Origin of the sequence: Pseudomonas sp. DWP3-1-3b3, from assembly GCF_049896305.1 — a bacterium.
In the GTDB taxonomy this organism is placed as follows: domain Bacteria; phylum Pseudomonadota; class Gammaproteobacteria; order Pseudomonadales; family Pseudomonadaceae; genus Aquipseudomonas; species Aquipseudomonas azotoformans_A.
In genome coordinates this window covers 1,186,548-1,203,313 of the sequence record NZ_JAFCUA010000001.1, presented here as the reverse complement: position 1 = coordinate 1,203,313, position 16,766 = coordinate 1,186,548, and the positions used below count along the sequence as shown (strand labels likewise).

At 60.9% G+C, this 16,766-nt stretch carries 15 protein-coding genes; 10 read left to right on the top strand and 5 right to left on the bottom strand.

Translation table 11 applies throughout. The features are described from left to right. The first annotated feature begins 90 nt into the window (after positions 1 to 90). From ACP7BX_RS05855 to cysN, 3 genes are all read left to right on the top strand, one after another. Positions 91 to 849 carry a Nif3-like dinuclear metal center hexameric protein gene (locus tag ACP7BX_RS05855; RefSeq protein WP_033896983.1) on the top strand — a complete coding sequence of 253 codons (759 nt, stop codon included), beginning with the start codon at positions 91 to 93 and terminating at the stop codon, positions 847 to 849. 136 nt (positions 850 to 985) lie between these two features. Then, the gene (cysD, locus tag ACP7BX_RS05850; protein WP_005784641.1) at positions 986 to 1,903 is read left to right on the top strand and encodes a sulfate adenylyltransferase subunit CysD; all 918 of its coding nucleotides are present in this window, start codon (positions 986 to 988) and stop codon (positions 1,901 to 1,903) included. Between the two features lie 9 nt (positions 1,904 to 1,912). After that, positions 1,913 to 3,811 carry a sulfate adenylyltransferase subunit CysN gene (cysN, locus tag ACP7BX_RS05845; RefSeq protein WP_133074797.1) on the top strand — a complete coding sequence of 633 codons (1,899 nt, stop codon included), beginning with the start codon at positions 1,913 to 1,915 and terminating at the stop codon, positions 3,809 to 3,811. Positions 3,812 to 3,985: 174 nt separating this feature from the next. Here cysN and ACP7BX_RS05840 read toward each other — a convergent pair whose 3' ends face one another. From ACP7BX_RS05840 to ACP7BX_RS05830, 3 genes are all read right to left on the bottom strand, one after another. Further along, positions 3,986 to 4,885 carry an acyltransferase gene (locus tag ACP7BX_RS05840; protein ID WP_426128071.1) on the bottom strand — a complete coding sequence of 300 codons (900 nt, stop codon included), beginning with the start codon at positions 4,883 to 4,885 and terminating at the stop codon, positions 3,986 to 3,988. Next, on the bottom strand, positions 4,886 to 6,985 hold the full coding sequence (pta, locus tag ACP7BX_RS05835) for a phosphate acetyltransferase (protein ID WP_033896986.1): 2,100 nt from the start codon (positions 6,983 to 6,985) through the stop codon (positions 4,886 to 4,888). A 79-nt stretch (positions 6,986 to 7,064) separates the two neighbouring features. Continuing rightward, complete coding sequence (locus tag ACP7BX_RS05830) at positions 7,065 to 7,355, bottom strand: DUF3565 domain-containing protein (protein WP_033896987.1); 291 nt, start codon at positions 7,353 to 7,355, stop codon at positions 7,065 to 7,067. On the opposite strand from ACP7BX_RS05830, the gene ACP7BX_RS05825 reads away from it, so the two are divergent. After that, positions 7,354 to 7,839 (top strand): FKBP-type peptidyl-prolyl cis-trans isomerase, encoded by a 486-nt coding sequence (locus ACP7BX_RS05825; RefSeq protein ID WP_003188398.1) that lies wholly within the window; start codon positions 7,354 to 7,356, stop codon positions 7,837 to 7,839. The genes ACP7BX_RS05830 and ACP7BX_RS05825 overlap by 2 nt on opposite strands. A gap of 175 nt (positions 7,840 to 8,014) precedes the next feature. Here ACP7BX_RS05825 and rpsT read toward each other — a convergent pair whose 3' ends face one another. Continuing rightward, positions 8,015 to 8,293: a 30S ribosomal protein S20 gene (rpsT, locus tag ACP7BX_RS05820; RefSeq protein ID WP_003188401.1), complete on the bottom strand. Its 279-nt coding sequence runs from the start codon at positions 8,291 to 8,293 to the stop codon at positions 8,015 to 8,017. A gap of 253 nt (positions 8,294 to 8,546) precedes the next feature. On the opposite strand from rpsT, the gene murJ reads away from it, so the two are divergent. From murJ to ispH, 6 genes are all read left to right on the top strand, one after another. Further along, a complete protein-coding gene (murJ, locus tag ACP7BX_RS05815; protein ID WP_038844672.1) occupies positions 8,547 to 10,085 on the top strand; it encodes a murein biosynthesis integral membrane protein MurJ in 1,539 nt (512 codons plus the stop codon). 119 nt (positions 10,086 to 10,204) lie between these two features. Next, positions 10,205 to 11,143 carry a bifunctional riboflavin kinase/FAD synthetase gene (ribF, locus tag ACP7BX_RS05810; protein ID WP_010213269.1) on the top strand — a complete coding sequence of 313 codons (939 nt, stop codon included), beginning with the start codon at positions 10,205 to 10,207 and terminating at the stop codon, positions 11,141 to 11,143. Positions 11,144 to 11,157: 14 nt separating this feature from the next. After that, positions 11,158 to 13,989, top strand: coding sequence for an isoleucine--tRNA ligase (gene ileS / locus ACP7BX_RS05805; RefSeq protein ID WP_426128074.1), 2,832 nt, complete (start codon positions 11,158 to 11,160; stop codon positions 13,987 to 13,989). After that, entirely contained in the window at positions 13,982 to 14,491 is a 510-nt protein-coding gene (lspA, locus tag ACP7BX_RS05800) for a signal peptidase II (RefSeq protein WP_016976310.1), read from the top strand. The genes ileS and lspA overlap by 8 nt, the downstream gene beginning before the upstream one ends. Positions 14,492 to 14,498: 7 nt before the next feature. Continuing rightward, positions 14,499 to 14,936 carry an FKBP-type peptidyl-prolyl cis-trans isomerase gene (gene fkpB, locus ACP7BX_RS05795; protein ID WP_173390393.1) on the top strand — a complete coding sequence of 146 codons (438 nt, stop codon included), beginning with the start codon at positions 14,499 to 14,501 and terminating at the stop codon, positions 14,934 to 14,936. A 179-nt stretch (positions 14,937 to 15,115) separates the two neighbouring features. Further along, positions 15,116 to 16,063 carry a 4-hydroxy-3-methylbut-2-enyl diphosphate reductase gene (gene ispH, locus ACP7BX_RS05790; protein ID WP_025856583.1) on the top strand — a complete coding sequence of 316 codons (948 nt, stop codon included), beginning with the start codon at positions 15,116 to 15,118 and terminating at the stop codon, positions 16,061 to 16,063. Here ispH and ACP7BX_RS05785 read toward each other — a convergent pair. Continuing rightward, the gene (locus ACP7BX_RS05785) at positions 16,026 to 16,598 is read right to left on the bottom strand and encodes a GspH/FimT family pseudopilin (RefSeq protein WP_426128077.1); all 573 of its coding nucleotides are present in this window, start codon (positions 16,596 to 16,598) and stop codon (positions 16,026 to 16,028) included. The two genes, ispH and ACP7BX_RS05785, sit on opposite strands and share 38 nt — an antisense overlap. Positions 16,599 to 16,766 lie beyond the last annotated feature (168 nt).

Genomic DNA, 16,766 nt, shown 5'->3' with positions numbered 1-16,766 from the left:
TGACAGGTTGCAGGGGGCGAGAGAGCGCCCATAATGTCGCGCATTATACGAGGCTGTGACGCCTGCGAACGGGATATTTAGGAGTCTTTTATGGCCGTCCCCCTTACCACCCTCGTCGAGGAAGCGGACCGCTACCTCGGCAGTGCCAAAATTGCCGATTATTGCCCCAATGGCCTGCAGGTCGAGGGCCGCCCGCAAGTGATGCGCATCGTCAGTGGCGTGACCGCGAGCCAAGCCCTGCTGGACGCGGCCGTCGAAGCCCAGGCCGATCTGATCCTGGTACACCACGGCTATTTCTGGAAAGGCGAAAACCCCTGCATCACCGGCATGAAGCAGCGTCGCCTCAAGACCCTGCTCAAGCACGACATCAGCCTGTTGGCCTACCACCTGCCGCTGGACCTGCACCCCGACGTCGGCAACAACGTGCAACTCGCCCGTCAACTCGACATCACCGTCGAAGGCCCGCTGGACCCGAGCAACCCCAAGATCGTCGGCCTGGTCGGCTCCCTCGCTGAGCCCCTGTCGCCCCGTGATTTCGCGCGCCGCGTGCAGGAAGTCATGGGCCGCGAACCGCTGCTGATCGAAGGCAGCGACATGATCCGCCGTGTCGGCTGGTGCACCGGCGGTGGCCAGGGCTACATCGACCAGGCGATTGCCGCTGGCGTCGACCTGTACCTGAGCGGCGAAGCCTCCGAGCAGACCTTCCACAGCGCTCGCGAAAACGACATCAGCTTCATTGCCGCCGGCCACCACGCCACCGAGCGCTACGGCGTACAGGCCCTGGGCGATTACCTGGCGCGGCGCTTTGCCCTGGAGCATCTGTTCATCGATTGCCCCAACCCGATTTGAGGGCCAAACCTGGGGGTATATTCATATACCGTTTCGATCTAGCTGGCTCCCTGAATAGAAGCAGGTGCTGTGCTAGCATGCCCCGCTCGAACACGGCCCGCTGGCCGTCCATAAGATCGTTTTTCCGTGAGTAACCATGGTCGACAAACTGACGCATCTGAAACAGCTGGAGGCGGAAAGCATCCACATCATCCGCGAGGTCGCCGCCGAGTTCGACAACCCGGTGATGCTCTACTCGATCGGTAAAGACTCCGCCGTGATGCTGCACCTGGCACGCAAGGCCTTCTTCCCGGGCAAACTGCCGTTCCCGGTGATGCACGTCGACACCCGCTGGAAATTCCAGGAGATGTACAAGTTCCGCGACAAGATGGTCGAGGAGCTGGGCCTGGACTTGATCACCCACGTGAACCCGGACGGCGTGGCGCAGGGCATCAACCCCTTCACCCACGGCAGCGCCAAGCACACCGACATCATGAAGACCGAAGGCCTCAAGCAGGCGTTGGACAAACATGGTTTCGACGCCGCTTTCGGCGGTGCCCGTCGCGATGAAGAGAAATCCCGCGCCAAAGAGCGCGTGTATTCATTCCGCGACAGCAAACACCGCTGGGACCCGAAAAACCAGCGTCCCGAGCTGTGGAACGTCTACAACGGCAACGTCAACAAGGGCGAGTCGATCCGTGTGTTCCCGCTGTCCAACTGGACCGAGCTGGACATCTGGCAGTACATCTACCTCGAAGGCATCCCGATCGTGCCGCTGTACTTCGCCGCCGAGCGTGAAGTGATCGAGAAGAACGGCACGTTGATCATGATCGACGACGACCGCATCCTCGAGCACCTGTCCGACGAAGACAAAGCCCGAATCGTCAAAAAGAAAGTACGTTTCCGTACCCTTGGCTGCTACCCGTTGACGGGCGCGGTGGAGTCCGAAGCCGAGACGCTGACGGACATCATTCAGGAAATGCTCCTGACGCGAACTTCCGAGCGCCAGGGCCGTGTCATCGACCACGATGGTGCAGGCTCGATGGAAGATAAAAAACGTCAAGGCTATTTCTAAGGGGCTGTCATGTCGCATCAATCTGATTTGATCAGCGAGGACATCCTCGCCTACCTGGGCCAGCACGAGCGCAAGGAAATGTTGCGCTTCCTGACCTGCGGCAACGTCGACGACGGCAAGAGCACCCTGATCGGGCGCCTGCTGCACGACTCCAAGATGATCTACGAAGATCACCTGGAAGCCATCACCCGCGATTCGAAGAAGTCCGGCACCACCGGCGATGATATCGACCTGGCACTGCTGGTCGACGGCCTGCAGGCCGAGCGTGAGCAAGGCATCACCATCGACGTTGCCTACCGCTACTTCTCCACCGCCAAGCGCAAATTCATCATCGCCGACACCCCCGGCCATGAGCAGTACACCCGCAACATGGCCACCGGCGCGTCCACCTGTGACCTGGCGATCATCCTGATTGACGCGCGTTATGGCGTGCAGACCCAGACCCGGCGCCACAGCTTCATCGCCTCGTTGCTGGGCATCAAGCACATCGTGGTGGCCGTCAACAAGATGGACATCAACGGCTTCGACCAGAGCGTATTCGAGCAGATCAAGGCCGATTACCTGAAGTTCGCCGACGGTATCGCGTTCAAGCCGAGCACCCTGGCGTTCGTGCCAATGTCGGCGCTCAAGGGCGACAACGTGGTCAACAAGAGCGAGCGTTCGCCTTGGTACACCGGGCAGTCGCTGATGGAGATCCTCGAAACCGTCGAGATCGCCAACGACCGCAACTACACCGACCTGCGTTTCCCGGTGCAGTACGTGAACCGTCCGAACCTGAACTTCCGTGGTTTTGCCGGCACCCTGGCCAGCGGCATCGTGCACAAGGGCGACGAAGTCGTGGTGCTGCCGTCGGGCAAGAGCAGCCGCGTCAAATCCATCGTCACCTTTGAAGGTGAGTTGGAACACGCCGGCCCAGGCCAGGCCGTGACCCTGACCATGGAAGACGAGATCGACATCTCCCGTGGCGACCTGCTGGTACACGCCGACAACGTGCCGCAAGTGACCGACGCCTTCGACGCCATGCTGGTGTGGATGGCCGAAGAGCCGATGCTGCCGGGCAAGAAATACGACATCAAGCGCGCCACCAGCTACGTGCCGGGTTCCATCACCAGCATCGTGCACCGCGTGGATGTGAACACCCTGGCCGAAGGTCCGGCGAGTTCGCTGCAACTGAACGAAATTGGCCGGGTCAAGGTCAGCCTCGACGCCGCCATCGCCCTGGACGGTTACGACAGCAACCGCACCACGGGCGCGTTCATTGTTATCGACCGGTTGACCAACGGCACCGTGGCAGCGGGCATGATCATCGCGCCGCCGGTCACCCATGGCAGCTCGGCGCAGCACGGCAAGTTGGCTCACGTCGCCACCGAAGAACGCGCACTGCGCTTTGGCCAGCAACCGGCCACCGTGTTGTTCAGTGGCCTGTCGGGCGCCGGCAAGAGCACCTTGGCCTACGCGGTTGAGCGCAAGCTGTTCGACATGGGCCGTGCGGTGTTCGTGCTTGATGGCCAGAACCTGCGTCATGACCTGAACAAGGGCTTGCCGCAGGACCGGGCTGGGCGTACCGAGAACTGGCGTCGTGCCGCGCACGTGGCGCGTCAGTTCAACGAAGCGGGCCTGCTGACCCTGGCCGCGTTTGTGGCGCCGGATGCCGAAGGCCGCGAACAGGCCAAAGCGCTGATTGGCAGTGATCGTTTGCTGACCGTCTACGTGCAAGCGTCGCCGTTGGTGTGCGCCGAGCGTGATCCGCAGGGCCTGTACGCGGCGGGTGGGGATAACATCCCTGGCGAGTCCTTCCCGTACGACGTGCCGTTGAATGCCGACCTGGTGATCGACACCCAGGCCTTGTCGTTGGAAGAAAGCGTCAAGCAAGTGCTGGAGCTGTTGCGTCAGCGCGGCGCGATCTAAGTATCGCGCGCACAAAAAAAGCCCGCCACCGATCACTCGGTGGCGGGCTTTGTACATTCTCAAGATCGAACTCGGTCAATGTGGGAGCTGGCTTGCCTGCGAAAGCGGCCTGTCAGTTGATACATATACAGCTGACCCACCGCCTTCGCAGGCAAGCCAGCTCCCACATTTTGATCACTGTTTGCCTGGGAATTCGGTGTGCAGCCGATCCAGCAGCGCATCCTTGTCTTCCCACAACCGGTTGATCCAACCCTGGAACGCCGTCCGGTACTCCCCATCTTGCTCATAATTCTTGCCAATGAACGCGGCCGGGATCTGCACTTCTTCGAACTGCACCACCACATCCTGCACATTCCCGCATAGCAAATCCCAATACCCAGGGCGACCGGCGGGGTAGTGAATGGTCACGTTGACCAATGACTTCAACTGCTCACCCATCGCATCCAGCACAAACGCAATGCCACCGGCTTTAGGCTTGAGCAGATAACGGAACGGCGACTTTTGCTGCGCATGCTTGCCCGGGGTAAACCGTGTGCCTTCGGCAAAGTTGAAAATGCCCACCGGGTTGTCGCGAAACTTCGCACAGGTCTTGCGGGTGGTTTCCAGGTCCTTGCCTTTCTTTTCCGGGTGTTTTTCCAGGTAGGCCTTGGTGTAGCGCTTCATGAACGGAAAGCCCAAAGCCCACCAGGCCAAACCAATCACCGGCACCCAGATCAGCTCCTGTTTCAGGAAGAACTTCAGCGGACGAATCCGCCGGTTCAGCACGTATTGCAGCACCATGATGTCGACCCAGCTCTGGTGGTTGCTGGTCACCAGGTACGAGTGCTGATAGTCCAGCCCTTCCAGGCCGGTGAGGTGCCAGCGCGTGCGCCGCACCAGGTTCATCCAGCCTTTATTGTTGGTCACCCAGGCTTCATGGGTGTGGTTCATCAGCCATTCACTGAAGCGCTTGGCAAACGGCAACGCCTTGAACAGCGCGACGATGAACAGGAACGAGCACAACAGGATCGTGTTCAGTGCCAACAACAACGAAGCGATCACCCCGCGCACGGCGGCAGGTAGAAAATCCAGCATTTAGATATCCATAGGTCGGTTGGCGGCTTGGATCGCGGTGAGCGCGATGGTGTACACGATGTCGTCTACCTGGGCGCCGCGCGGCAGGTCGTTGACCGGTTTGCGCAGGCCTTGGAGCATTGGCCCCAGGCTCACGCAATCGGCGCTGCGCTGCACGGCCTTGTGCGTGGTGTTGCCGGTGTTGAGGTCGGGGAACACGAATACGGTGGCCTTGCCGGCGACCTGGCTGTTGGGCGCCAGTTGCCGGGCGACGTTTTCGTTGGCGGCGGCGTCGTATTGCAGCGGCCCGTCGATCAGCAACGAGCTTTGCTGTTCGTGGGCGAGCAGGGTGGCTTCGCGGACTTTCTCCACTTCCTCGCCGCTGGCCGAGTCGCCGCTGGAATAGCTGATCATCGCCACGCGCGGCGTGATGCCGAATGCCGCCGCCGAGTCGGCACTTTGCAACGCGATCTCCGCCAATTCGGCGGCGCTTGGGTGCGGGTTCATCACGCAGTCGCCGTACACCAGCACCTGCTCGGGGAACAGCATGAAGAACACCGACGACACCAGCGTGCAGCCCGGCGCCGTTTTGATCAGCTGCAGGGCAGGGCGGATGGTATTGGCGGTGGAGTGGATGACGCCGGACACCAGGCCGTCCACTTCGTCCAGCGCAAGCATCATGGTGGCGATCACCACGGTGTCTTCCAGCTGCTGCTCGGCCATCGGCGCGTTGAGGCTCTTGCTCTTGCGCAGCGCGACCATGGGTTCGACGTAGCGTTGGCGGATCAGGTCCGGGTCGAGAATCTCCAGGCCTTCGGGCAATTCGATGCCCTGGGCGCGGGCGACCGCTTCCACGTCCGCCGGCTTGGCCAGCAACACGCAGCGCGCAATGCCCCGCGCCTGGCAGATCGCGGCGGCTTGCACAGTCAGCGGCTCGCTGCCTTCGGGCAGCACGATGCGCTTGTTGGCGGCCTGGGCGCGCTGGATCAGCTGGTAGCGGAACACCGCCGGCGACAGGCGCATCTCCCGTGGCGTGCCGCAACGCTGATGCAACCAGCGCGCATCTAGATGGCTGGCGACGAAGTCGGTGATGATCTCCGCACGTTCGCGGTCATCAATCGGGATTTCCTTGTTGAGGCTGTTGAGCTGGTTCGCCGTGTCGTAGGAACCGGTGCTCACTGACAACACCGGCAGCCCGGCCTGGAACGCGCCACGGCACAACTCCATGATGCGCGGGTCGGGCAGGGTGTCGCTGGTCAGCAATAGGCCGGCCAGGGGCACGCCGTTGATCGCGGCGAGGCTGACAGCGAGGATGATGTCGTCGCGGTCGCCAGGGGTCACCACCAGTACGCCGGGCTTGAGCAGCTCCACGGTGTTACGCATGGTGCGGGCGCAGATGATGATCTTGGTCATGCGCCGGGTTTCGTAGTCGCCGGCGTTGAGGATCTGCGCGCCCATCAGGTCGGCCACGTCGCGGGTGCGCGGTGCGTTGAGTTCCGGTTGATAGGGAATGCAGCCGAGCAGGCGGAAATCGCCGCTGCGCAACAGGGGCGAATGCTCTTTGAGGCGCGCCGCGAAGGCTTCCATGCTTTCGTCGGTGCGCACCTTGTTGAGGATCACGCCGAGCACTTTGGGGTCTTTCGGGCCGCCGAACAGTTGGGCCTGCAATTCCACGCGGCCGGAGAGTTCGGTGAGCACTTCGTTTTCCGGGGCCGAGACCAGGATCACTTCTGCGTCGAGGCTCTTGGCCAGGTGCAGGTTGACCCGCGCTGCATAGCTGGCGCTGCGGGTCGGCACCATGCCTTCGACGATCAGTACGTCCTTGCCCACGGCGGCTTGCTGGTACAGCGTGATGATCTCTTCAAGCAGCTCGTCGAGCTGGCCGTCGCCGAGCATGCGCTCTACGTGGGCCAGGCCCAGGGGCTGTGGCGGCTTGAGGCCATGGGTGCGCGCCACCAGTTCGGTGGAGCGCTCGGGACCGGTATCTCCGGGGTGCGGTTGGGCAATCGGCTTGAAGAACCCGACTTTCAGCCCGGCCCGCTCAAGGGTACGCACCAGCCCAAGGCTGATGGAGGTCAGACCCACACCAAAATCGGTGGGCGCGATAAAAAAAGTCTGCATGCGAATTCTCTGAAGGTGCATGGCTTCGGTGAGGTTCTATGGTTGAACGTCTACCGGGAATCAGGCGCCAAGGTTATCGTTATTCGTGTGCTTGCGCACACCAGCCGCAGGCAAAGGGCTGGCCTATTTTTTCAAGGCGTTGCGCGGGGTCGAGTACCCAGGCGCGGGACTGCCAGGGTGGCTGGTGGCGCAGGTGCTGGGTGTGGCCACAGGACAGCTCCGCGACCCAGTGCTGGTCGTCATCCTGATGGAACCCGATGATGAAGGATGCCGTTGATCGGTCCCGTCTGTCCGGGTTCTGTTCGCTTTCGGGCAAATCCTTGTTTAGACTTGTCCGTTCTTCATTCTTATGCAAAAGGTCTCGCCCCATGACGATCGCCGCTAACAAGGCTGTCTCCATCGACTATACCCTGACCAACGACGCTGGTGAGGTCATCGACAGCTCCGCCGGCGGCGCGCCGCTGGTCTACCTGCAAGGCGCAGGTAACATCATCCCAGGCCTGGAAAAGGCTCTGGAAGGCAAGAACGTCGGTGATGAGCTGACCGTTGCCGTAGAACCTGAAGATGCCTACGGCGAGTACTCGGCCGAACTGGTCAGCACCCTGAGCCGCAGCATGTTCGAAGGCGTTGACGAGCTGGAAGTGGGCATGCAGTTCCACGCTTCCGCGCCGGATGGCCAAATGCAGATCGTGACCATCCGTGATCTGGATGGCGACGACGTGACCGTCGACGGCAACCACCCACTGGCTGGCCAGCGTCTGAACTTCCAAGTGAAGATCGTTGCCATCCGCGACGCTTCCCAGGAAGAAGTGGCCCACGGCCACGTCCACGGTGAAGGCGGTCATCACCATTGATTGTGGTTTGATCAATAGGTAGCAAAAACGCCCCGACTGGTTCGGGGCGTTTTTTTTTTGTGCTCGAAAAGTGACTCAGGCTCGCCACAGGCACAAACAAAAATGCCCCGGACCTTTCGGTACGGGGCATTTCTTAACTGTTTCGCAACCTGGGTCGCGTTGCAGTTGTTACCACTTAGGCAGCAGCAGGAACGCTCAAAGCCTTGATGTGGCCATTCAGGCGGCTCTTATGACGAGCGGCCTTGTTCTTGTGGATGATGCCTTTATCGGCCATGCGGTCGATAACTGGCACAGCCAGAACGTAAGCTGCTTGAGCTTTTTCAGCGTCTTTGGTGTCGATGGCTTTAACTACATTCTTGATGTAGGTACGAACCATGGAACGCAGGCTGGCGTTGTGGCTGCGACGCTTCTCAGCCTGTTTTGCACGTTTTTTGGCGGAAGGTGTGTTGGCCACCGTCGAGCTCCTCGAAAGACTTTTTAGGAAATAGCAAACAAAATAGGCCGCGAATCATGCCGATGACTTGATGTGTTGTCAAGGGCGGCTGATGCGAACTGCTGAGTGGTCGATCTGAAGAGGCGGGTGATTTATTTCCGGCGCTTGACCTGTAAACTCGCGAGCTTTGGCTCTGTGCTGTTGCAGGCGCGCAGTATCGCATAAGTAGGCGCTTTGTTCGCCTGCTCTTTATCTAAAGGCGCAAACTCTTTCAATGAATCTGCTCAAATCGTTGGCCGCCGTCAGCTCTATCACGATGATCTCCCGGGTTCTGGGGTTTGTGCGCGACACGCTGCTGGCGCGTATTTTCGGCGCCAGCATGGCCACGGATGCCTTCTTTATTGCCTTCAAACTGCCCAACCTGCTGCGGCGGATCTTTGCCGAAGGCGCGTTTTCCCAGGCCTTCGTGCCGATCCTGGCCGAATACAAGACCCAGCAGGGCGAAGAAGCCACCCGCACCTTTATTGCCTACGTCTCAGGCTTGTTGACCCTTGTTTTGATGCTGGTGACCGTCCTCGGCATGCTCGCCGCGCCCTGGGTGATCTGGGCCACGGCGCCTGGTTTTGCCAATACACCGGAAAAATTTGCGCTGACCACCGACCTGCTGCGGGTGACCTTTCCTTATATATTGCTGATCTCCCTGTCCTCCCTGGCCGGGGCGATCCTCAACACCTGGAACCGTTTCTCGGTGCCGGCCTTCGTGCCGACCCTGCTGAACGTCAGCATGATCATCTTCGCGCTGTTCCTCACGCCTTACTTCGATCCACCGGTGATGGCCCTGGGCTGGGCCGTACTGGCCGGCGGCCTGGCGCAATTGCTCTACCAACTGCCGCACTTGAAAAAGATCGGCATGCTTGTACTGCCGCGCCTGAACCTCAAGGACACCGGCGTATGGCGCGTGATGCGCAATATGCTGCCGGCGATCCTCGGCGTGTCGGTCAGCCAGATTTCCCTGATCATCAATACGGCGTTCGCCTCGCTGCTGGTGTCCGGCTCGGTGTCGTGGATGTACTACGCCGACCGTCTGATGGAGTTACCGTCCGGCGTGCTGGGCGTGGCGTTGGGCACGATTCTGCTGCCGACCCTGGCGCGCACCTATGCCAGCAAGGATCGCCAGGAGTATTCACGCATTCTCGACTGGGGCCTGCGCCTGTGCTTTGTATTGGTGCTGCCATGTGCCCTGGCGCTGGGGATCCTGGCCGAGCCGTTGACCGTGTCGCTGTTTCAATACGGCCAGTTCGATGCCCATGACGCCTTGATGACCCAGCACGCGCTGGTCGCCTATTCCGTCGGCCTGCTTGGCATTATCGTGATCAAAGTGCTGGCTCCCGGCTTCTATGCCCAACAGAACATCCGTACGCCGGTGAAAATCGCGATATTCACGCTGATCGTCACGCAACTGCTCAACCTGGTGTTTATCGGCCCGTTGGCCCACGCCGGCCTGGCCCTGGCAATCAGTGCGGGTGCGTGCATCAACGCCGGGCTGTTGTTTTACCAATTACGTAAGCAGCAGATGTTCCAGCCGCAGCCAGGCTGGGGCCTGTTTGCCCTCAAGTTGCTGGTGGCGGTGGCCATGATGTCGGCCGTGCTGCTGGGCCTGATGCACTTCATGCCGGCGTGGGATGAAGGCCATATGCTGGAGCGCTTCATGCGTCTTGGCGTGTTGGTCGTCGCGGGCGTGGTGGTGTACTTCGGGATGTTGCTGCTGCAGGGCTTCCGCCTGCGGGATTTCAATCGCAAGTCCCTGGGCTAGAGAGTTTGCCGCGATAAAACCGTTGTTTTATCGATTCGATCCATTTGGCCTGTGCTGTTGCCTGTCGTCCGGGGCCGGGTGTGGTTATAATCGACCACTTTATGAGCAAGAAGCGCGTTATGCAGCTGGTTCGAGGTCTCCACAACCTGCGCCCCGAGCATCGGGGCTGCGTCGCCACTATTGGCAACTTTGACGGTGTTCACCGTGGCCACCAGGCTATCCTGGCTCGGCTGCGCGAACGCGCGGTCGAGTTGGGCGTGCCCAGCTGCGTGGTGATTTTCGAGCCACAGCCGCGGGAATACTTCACCCCCGAAACCGCGCCAGCCCGCCTGGCCCGTCTGCGGGACAAGCTGCAATTGCTGGCTGAAGAGGGCGTGGACCGTGTCCTCTGCCTGGCCTTCAACCAGCGTTTGCAAAGCCTGAGCGCTGCCGAGTTCGTCGACCGTATTCTGGTCGATGGCCTGGGCGTGCAGCATTTGGAGGTCGGTGACGATTTCCGCTTCGGTTGCGACCGTGTCGGGGATTTCGATTTCCTGCAACACGCGGGCGTCAACCAGGGTTTTACCGTCGAAGCCGCGCAAACCGTCGAACTGGACGGCCTGCGCGTGAGCAGTACCCAGGTGCGTAACGCCCTGGCTGCTGCCGACTTCGCCTTGGCCGAGCGTTTGCTCGGTCGCCCGTTCCGCATTGCCGGGCGGGTCTTGCACGGCCAGAAGCTGGCGCGCCAATTGGGCACGCCAACCGCCAACGTGCAACTCAAGCGCCGTCGTGTGCCGCTGACCGGGGTCTACCTGGTGAGCGTCGACATCGACGGCCAATCGTGGCCCGGAGTCGCCAACATAGGCGTCAGGCCCACGGTTGCAGGTGATGGCAAGGCCCACCTGGAAGTACACCTGCTGGATTTTGCCGGTGATCTGTATGACCGGCGTTTGACGGTGGTTTTCCACCAGAAGCTGCGTGAAGAGCAGCGTTTCGCCTCCCTTGAGGCGTTGAAAACGGCGATCAATGCGGATGTCGCCGCCGCCCGTGCACTAGCCGCACCTAGCGCCCATCGCTAACCGAAGAGCCTTAAATGACCGACTATAAAGCCACGCTAAACCTTCCGGACACCGCCTTCCCAATGAAGGCCGGCCTGCCACAGCGCGAACCGCAGATTCTGCAGCGCTGGGACAGTATTGGCCTGTACGGAAAGTTGCGCGAAATTGGCAAGGATCGTCCGAAATTCGTCCTGCACGACGGCCCTCCTTATGCCAACGGCACGATTCACATCGGTCATGCGCTGAACAAGATTCTCAAGGACATGATCCTGCGCTCGAAAACCCTGTCGGGCTTTGACGCGCCGTATGTGCCGGGTTGGGACTGCCACGGCCTGCCGATCGAACACAAAGTCGAAGTGACCTACGGCAAGAACCTGGGCGCGGATAAAACCCGCGAACTGTGCCGTGCCTACGCCACTGAGCAGATCGAAGGGCAGAAGTCCGAGTTCATCCGCCTGGGCGTGCTGGGCGAGTGGGACAACCCTTACAAGACCATGAACTTCAAGAACGAGGCCGGGGAAATCCGTGCCTTGGCCGAGATCGTCAAGGGCGGTTTCGTGTTCAAGGGCCTCAAGCCTGTGAACTGGTGCTTCGACTGCGGTTCGGCCCTGGCTGAAGCGGAAGTCGAGTACGAAGACAAGAAGTCCTCGACCATCGACGTGGCCTTCCCGATCGCCGACGACGCCAAGCTGGCCGAGGCCTTTGGCCTCTCTTCCCTGGCCAAGCCGGCCGCCATCGTGATCTGGACCACCACCCCGTGGACCATCCCGGCCAACCAGGCGCTGAACGTGCACCCGGAATTCACCTACGCCCTGGTGGACGTCGGTGACCGCCTGCTGGTGCTGGCCGAGGAAATGGTCGAGTCCTGCCTGGCCCGCTACGAGCTGCAAGGTTCGGTCATCGCCACCACCACCGGCAGCGCGCTGGAGCTGATCAACTTCCGCCACCCGTTCTACGACCGCCTGTCGCCGGTGTACCTGGCTGACTATGTCGAGTTGGGTTCGGGCACCGGTATCGTTCACTGCTCGCCGGCCTATGGCGTAGACGACTTTGTGATCTGCAAGAAGTACGGCCTGGTCAACGACGACATCATCAACCCGGTGCAAAGCAACGGCGTGTACGTGCCGTCGCTGGAGTTCTTCGGCGGCCAGTTCATCTTCAAGGCCGACCAGCCAATCATCGAAAAGCTGCGTGAAGTCGGTGCGTTGATGCAAACCGCCACCATCCAGCACAGCTACATGCACTGCTGGCGCCACAAGACCCCGCTGATCTACCGCGCCACCGCGCAGTGGTTCATCGGTATGGACAAAGAGCCCACCAGCGGCGACACCCTGCGTGTGCGCTCGCTCAAAGCCATCGAGGACACTAAGTTCGTCCCGGCCTGGGGCCAGGCGCGCCTGCACTCGATGATCGCCAACCGTCCGGACTGGTGCATCTCCCGTCAGCGTAACTGGGGCGTGCCGATCCCATTCTTCCTGAACAAGGAAAGCGGCGAGCTGCACCCACGTACCGTCGAACTGATGGAAGAAGTGGCCCAGCGCGTTGAGCAGGAAGGCATCGAGGCCTGGTTCAAGCTGGACGCCGCCGAACTGCTGGGCGATGAAGCGCCGCAGTACGACAAGATCAGCGACACCCTCGACGTGTGGTTCGATTCGGGTACTACCCACTGGCACGTGCTGCGTGGCTCGCACCCGATGGGTCACGAGACCGGCCCGCGTGCCGACCTGTACCTGGAAGGCTCCGACCAACACCGTGGCTGGTTCCACTCGTCGTTGCTGACCGGCTGCGCCATCGACAACCACGCGCCGTACCGCGAACTGCTGACTCACGGTTTTACCGTCGACGAGACGGGCCGCAAGATGTCCAAGTCGCTGAAGAACGTGATCGAGCCGAAAAAGATCAACGACACCCTGGGCGCCGACATCATGCGCCTGTGGGTTGCGTCGACCGACTATTCGGGCGAAATCGCCGTATCGGACCAGATCCTGGCCCGCAGCGCCGATGCCTACCGCCGCATCCGTAATACCGCACGCTTCCTGCTGTCGAACCTGACCGGTTTCAACCCGGCCACCGACATCCTGCCGGCCGAGGACATGCTTGCCCTCGACCGTTGGGCCGTGGACCGTACCCTGTTGCTGCAACGCGAGTTGCAGGAAAACTACGGCGAATACCGCTTCTGGAACGTGTACTCGAAGATCCACAACTTCTGCGTGCAGGAGCTGGGCGGCTTCTACCTCGACATCATCAAGGACCGCCAATACACCACCGGCGCCAACAGCAAGGCGCGCCGCTCGGCGCAGACCGCGCTGTATCACATCTCCGAAGCGCTGGTGCGCTGGATCGCACCGATCCTGGCCTTCACCGCCGACGAACTGTGGGAATACCTGCCGGGCGAGCGTAACGAGTCCGTGATGCTCAACACCTGGTACGAAGGCCTGACCGAACTGCCGGCCGACTTCGAACTGGGCCGCGAGTACTGGGAAGGCGTGATGGCCGTGAAGGTTGCGGTGAACAAGGAGCTGGAAGTGCAACGTGCGGCCAAGGCCGTCGGTGGCAACCTGCAAGCCGAAGTCACCCTGTTCGCCGAAGACGGCTTGACCGCCGACCTGGCCAAGCTGAGCAACGAGCTGCGCTTCGTGCTGATCACCTCCACCGCGAGCCTGGCGCCATTCGCCCAGGCCCCGGCGGATGCGGTCGCCACCGACGTGCCAGGCCTCAAGCTCAAAGTGGTCAAGTCGGCCTTCCCTAAGTGCGCCCGTTGCTGGCACTGCCGTGAAGACGTCGGCGCGAACCCTGAGCATCCGGAAATCTGTGGTCGCTGCGTCGACAACATCTCGGGTGCTGGTGAGGTTCGCCACTATGCCTGATGCCAGCCGTTTCGGACGTCTGGGCTGGCTCGTACTGAGTCTGCTGGTCCTGGTCATCGACCAGGTCAGCAAGGCTCATTTCGAAGGCTCCCTGCAGATGTTCCAGCAGATTGTGGTGATCCCGGATTACTTCAGCTGGACCCTGGCCTACAACACCGGCGCCGCTTTCAGCTTTTTGGCTGATGGCGGTGGCTGGCAGCGCTGGCTGTTCGCCCTGATCGCCGTGGTGGTCAGTGCGGTGCTGGTGGTGTGGCTCAAGCGTCTTGGTCGCGATGACACCTGGCTGGCTGTCGCCTTGGCCCTGGTGTTGGGCGGCGCGCTGGGCAACCTTTACGACCGTATCGCCCTTGGCCATGTGATCGACTTTATCCTGGTGCATTGGCAGAACCGCTGGTACTTCCCGGCGTTCAACTTTGCCGACAGCGCCATCACCGTCGGTGCAATCATGCTGGCGTTGGACATGTTCAAAAGTAAGAAAACCGGAGAGACCGTCAATGACTGATCAGGTATTGGCTGAGCAACGCATCGGCCAGAACACGGAAGTCACCTTGCATTTCGCACTGCGCCTGGAGAATGGCGACACGGTCGACAGCACGTTCGACAAAGCCCCGGCCACCTTCAAGGTCGGCGATGGCAACCTGCTGCCGGGTTTCGAAGCGGCTCTGTTCGGCTTCAAGGCCGGCGACAAGCGCACCCTGCAGATCCTGCCGGAAAACGCCTTTGGCCAGCCCAACCCGCAAAACGTGCAGATCATCCCGCGTTCGCAGTTCCAGGACATGGACCTGTCGGAAGGCCTGTTGGTGATCTTCAATGATGCGGCGAATACCGAACTGCCTGGCGTGGTGAAAACCTTCGATGACGCGCAAGTGACCATCGACTTCAACCACCCGTTGGCCGGTAAAACCTTGACCTTTGATGTTGAAATCATCGACGTTAAAGCGATCTGATCAACGACGCGGTTAAAAATGTGGGAGCGGGCTTGCTCGCGAATGCGGTGGGTCAGTCAACAGATTTATTTACTGACCCACCGCATTCGCGAGCAAGCCCGCTCCCACCTTTGATCTCTATTGTCAGGTGGGTTAGCGTCTAGCTTGAACCCAAGTGGCTGCAAGACACGAGGCACAGCATGCAAATCAAACTCGCCAACCCCCGTGGCTTCTGCGCCGGCGTGGACCGGGCGATCGAAATCGTCAACCGCGCCCTGGAAGTCTTCGGGCCGCCGATTTACGTGCGTCATGAAGTCGTCCACAACAAATTCGTGGTCGAAGACCTGCGCGCGCGTGGCGCCATCTTTGTCGAAGAGCTGGACCAGGTGCCGGACGACGTCATTGTCATCTTCAGCGCCCACGGTGTTTCCCAGGCTGTGCGTACCGAAGCGGCAGGCCGTGGCCTCAAAGTCTTTGATGCCACCTGCCCGCTGGTGACCAAGGTGCATATCGAAGTCGCGCGCTACAGCCGTGACGGTCGAGAGTGCATCCTGATCGGTCATGCCGGCCACCCCGAAGTTGAAGGCACCATGGGCCAGTACGACGCCAGCAATGGCGGGGCGATTTACCTGGTGGAGGACGAAAAAGACGTCGCCAACCTGCAGGTACACAACCCCGAGCGCCTGGCATTCGTGACCCAGACCACCTTGTCGATGGACGACACCAGCCGCGTGATCGACGCGCTGCGCAGCCGCTTCCCGGCCATTGGTGGGCCACGCAAGGACGACATCTGCTACGCCACTCAAAACCGACAGGACGCGGTCAAGCAACTGGCCGATGAATGCGATGTGGTCCTGGTTGTCGGCAGCCCCAACAGCTCCAACTCCAACCGCTTGCGTGAGTTGGCGGAACGTATGGCAACTCCGGCGTACCTGATCGACGGCGCCGAAGACATGCAGCGTAGCTGGTTCGATGGCGTCGAGCGTATTGGTATCACGGCGGGCGCTTCGGCCCCGGAAGTGCTGGTGCGCGGCGTTATCCAGCAACTGCATGCCTGGGGTGCCACCGGTGCCGACGAACTGGCTGGGCGCGAAGAGAACATCACCTTCTCTATGCCCAAGGAACTGCGGGTTCGCTCGCTGCTCTGAGTGCCTGTGTGCCGGAGTCACTCCGGCACAACGCCTGCTCGGCACGCTCGCTGCGCAGGCTGATGCGCCCGCTGGGCGCCAGTACCACCTGATACAGGCTCTGCGCCTGATCCATCTCGCATACATGCACAGTGCCCGCGCGAAAACCTCCCCCTGAAAACACCGGTTCGCCCAATCCGCTGAAGCGCACCTGGCTCTTGACCGGCCCATTGCCGACTATTGGCACACGACCGTTATCCTGATGCTCCCGCAACACGGGGTTGTCGTCATCCAGGTAGCCGCGTCCGCTCACATCCACAATGACCCGCCAACCCTGGCTCCAGTCGTCTTCCCGTGCATGAATGACCACCGGTTGGTTACGGGCGATGGCTTCAGTGCGTGCGTAGCGCAGGCCTGCGGTCAAGGACTGTGCCGCGCTGTGTCGCTGCTGTGATTCCAGCAATCCCTTGAAATTCGGGGTTGCCAGGCTGGCCAGGATGCCGCTCACGATCAGCCCGAACAGCAGTTCAATCAGGGTGAAACCTTGTTGGCGCATGTATCGTCCCTCCTTGGATTCAGGTGCAGTCCTAGGTATAGCGCCCCGTGCGTTACGCCGAATGATGGCCTTCATGTCCAAAGTATTTCCCTTTGTTCCGGGAGCAGCGCGAGCGAAAAACCGGCGCTAGTCTTGGGCCGCACAGCAGATTTTTCCTGCTTTTTTCGG

Coding starts and splice junctions, on each gene's coding strand:
- ispH (WP_025856583.1), top strand. CDS start 15,116: ATGCAAATCAAACTCGCCAACCCCCGTGGCTTCTGCGCCGGCGTGGAC.
- ACP7BX_RS05840 (WP_426128071.1), bottom strand. CDS start 4,885: ATGCTGGATTTTCTACCTGCCGCCGTGCGCGGGGTGATCGCTTCGTTG.
- ACP7BX_RS05830 (WP_033896987.1), bottom strand. CDS start 7,355: ATGGGGCGAGACCTTTTGCATAAGAATGAAGAACGGACAAGTCTAAAC.
- ACP7BX_RS05825 (WP_003188398.1), top strand. CDS start 7,354: ATGACGATCGCCGCTAACAAGGCTGTCTCCATCGACTATACCCTGACC.
- murJ (WP_038844672.1), top strand. CDS start 8,547: ATGAATCTGCTCAAATCGTTGGCCGCCGTCAGCTCTATCACGATGATC.
- cysN (WP_133074797.1), top strand. CDS start 1,913: ATGTCGCATCAATCTGATTTGATCAGCGAGGACATCCTCGCCTACCTG.
- lspA (WP_016976310.1), top strand. CDS start 13,982: ATGCCTGATGCCAGCCGTTTCGGACGTCTGGGCTGGCTCGTACTGAGT.
- ribF (WP_010213269.1), top strand. CDS start 10,205: ATGCAGCTGGTTCGAGGTCTCCACAACCTGCGCCCCGAGCATCGGGGC.
- ACP7BX_RS05785 (WP_426128077.1), bottom strand. CDS start 16,598: ATGCGCCAACAAGGTTTCACCCTGATTGAACTGCTGTTCGGGCTGATC.
- ileS (WP_426128074.1), top strand. CDS start 11,158: ATGACCGACTATAAAGCCACGCTAAACCTTCCGGACACCGCCTTCCCA.
- ACP7BX_RS05855 (WP_033896983.1), top strand. CDS start 91: ATGGCCGTCCCCCTTACCACCCTCGTCGAGGAAGCGGACCGCTACCTC.
- pta (WP_033896986.1), bottom strand. CDS start 6,985: ATGCAGACTTTTTTTATCGCGCCCACCGATTTTGGTGTGGGTCTGACC.
- cysD (WP_005784641.1), top strand. CDS start 986: ATGGTCGACAAACTGACGCATCTGAAACAGCTGGAGGCGGAAAGCATC.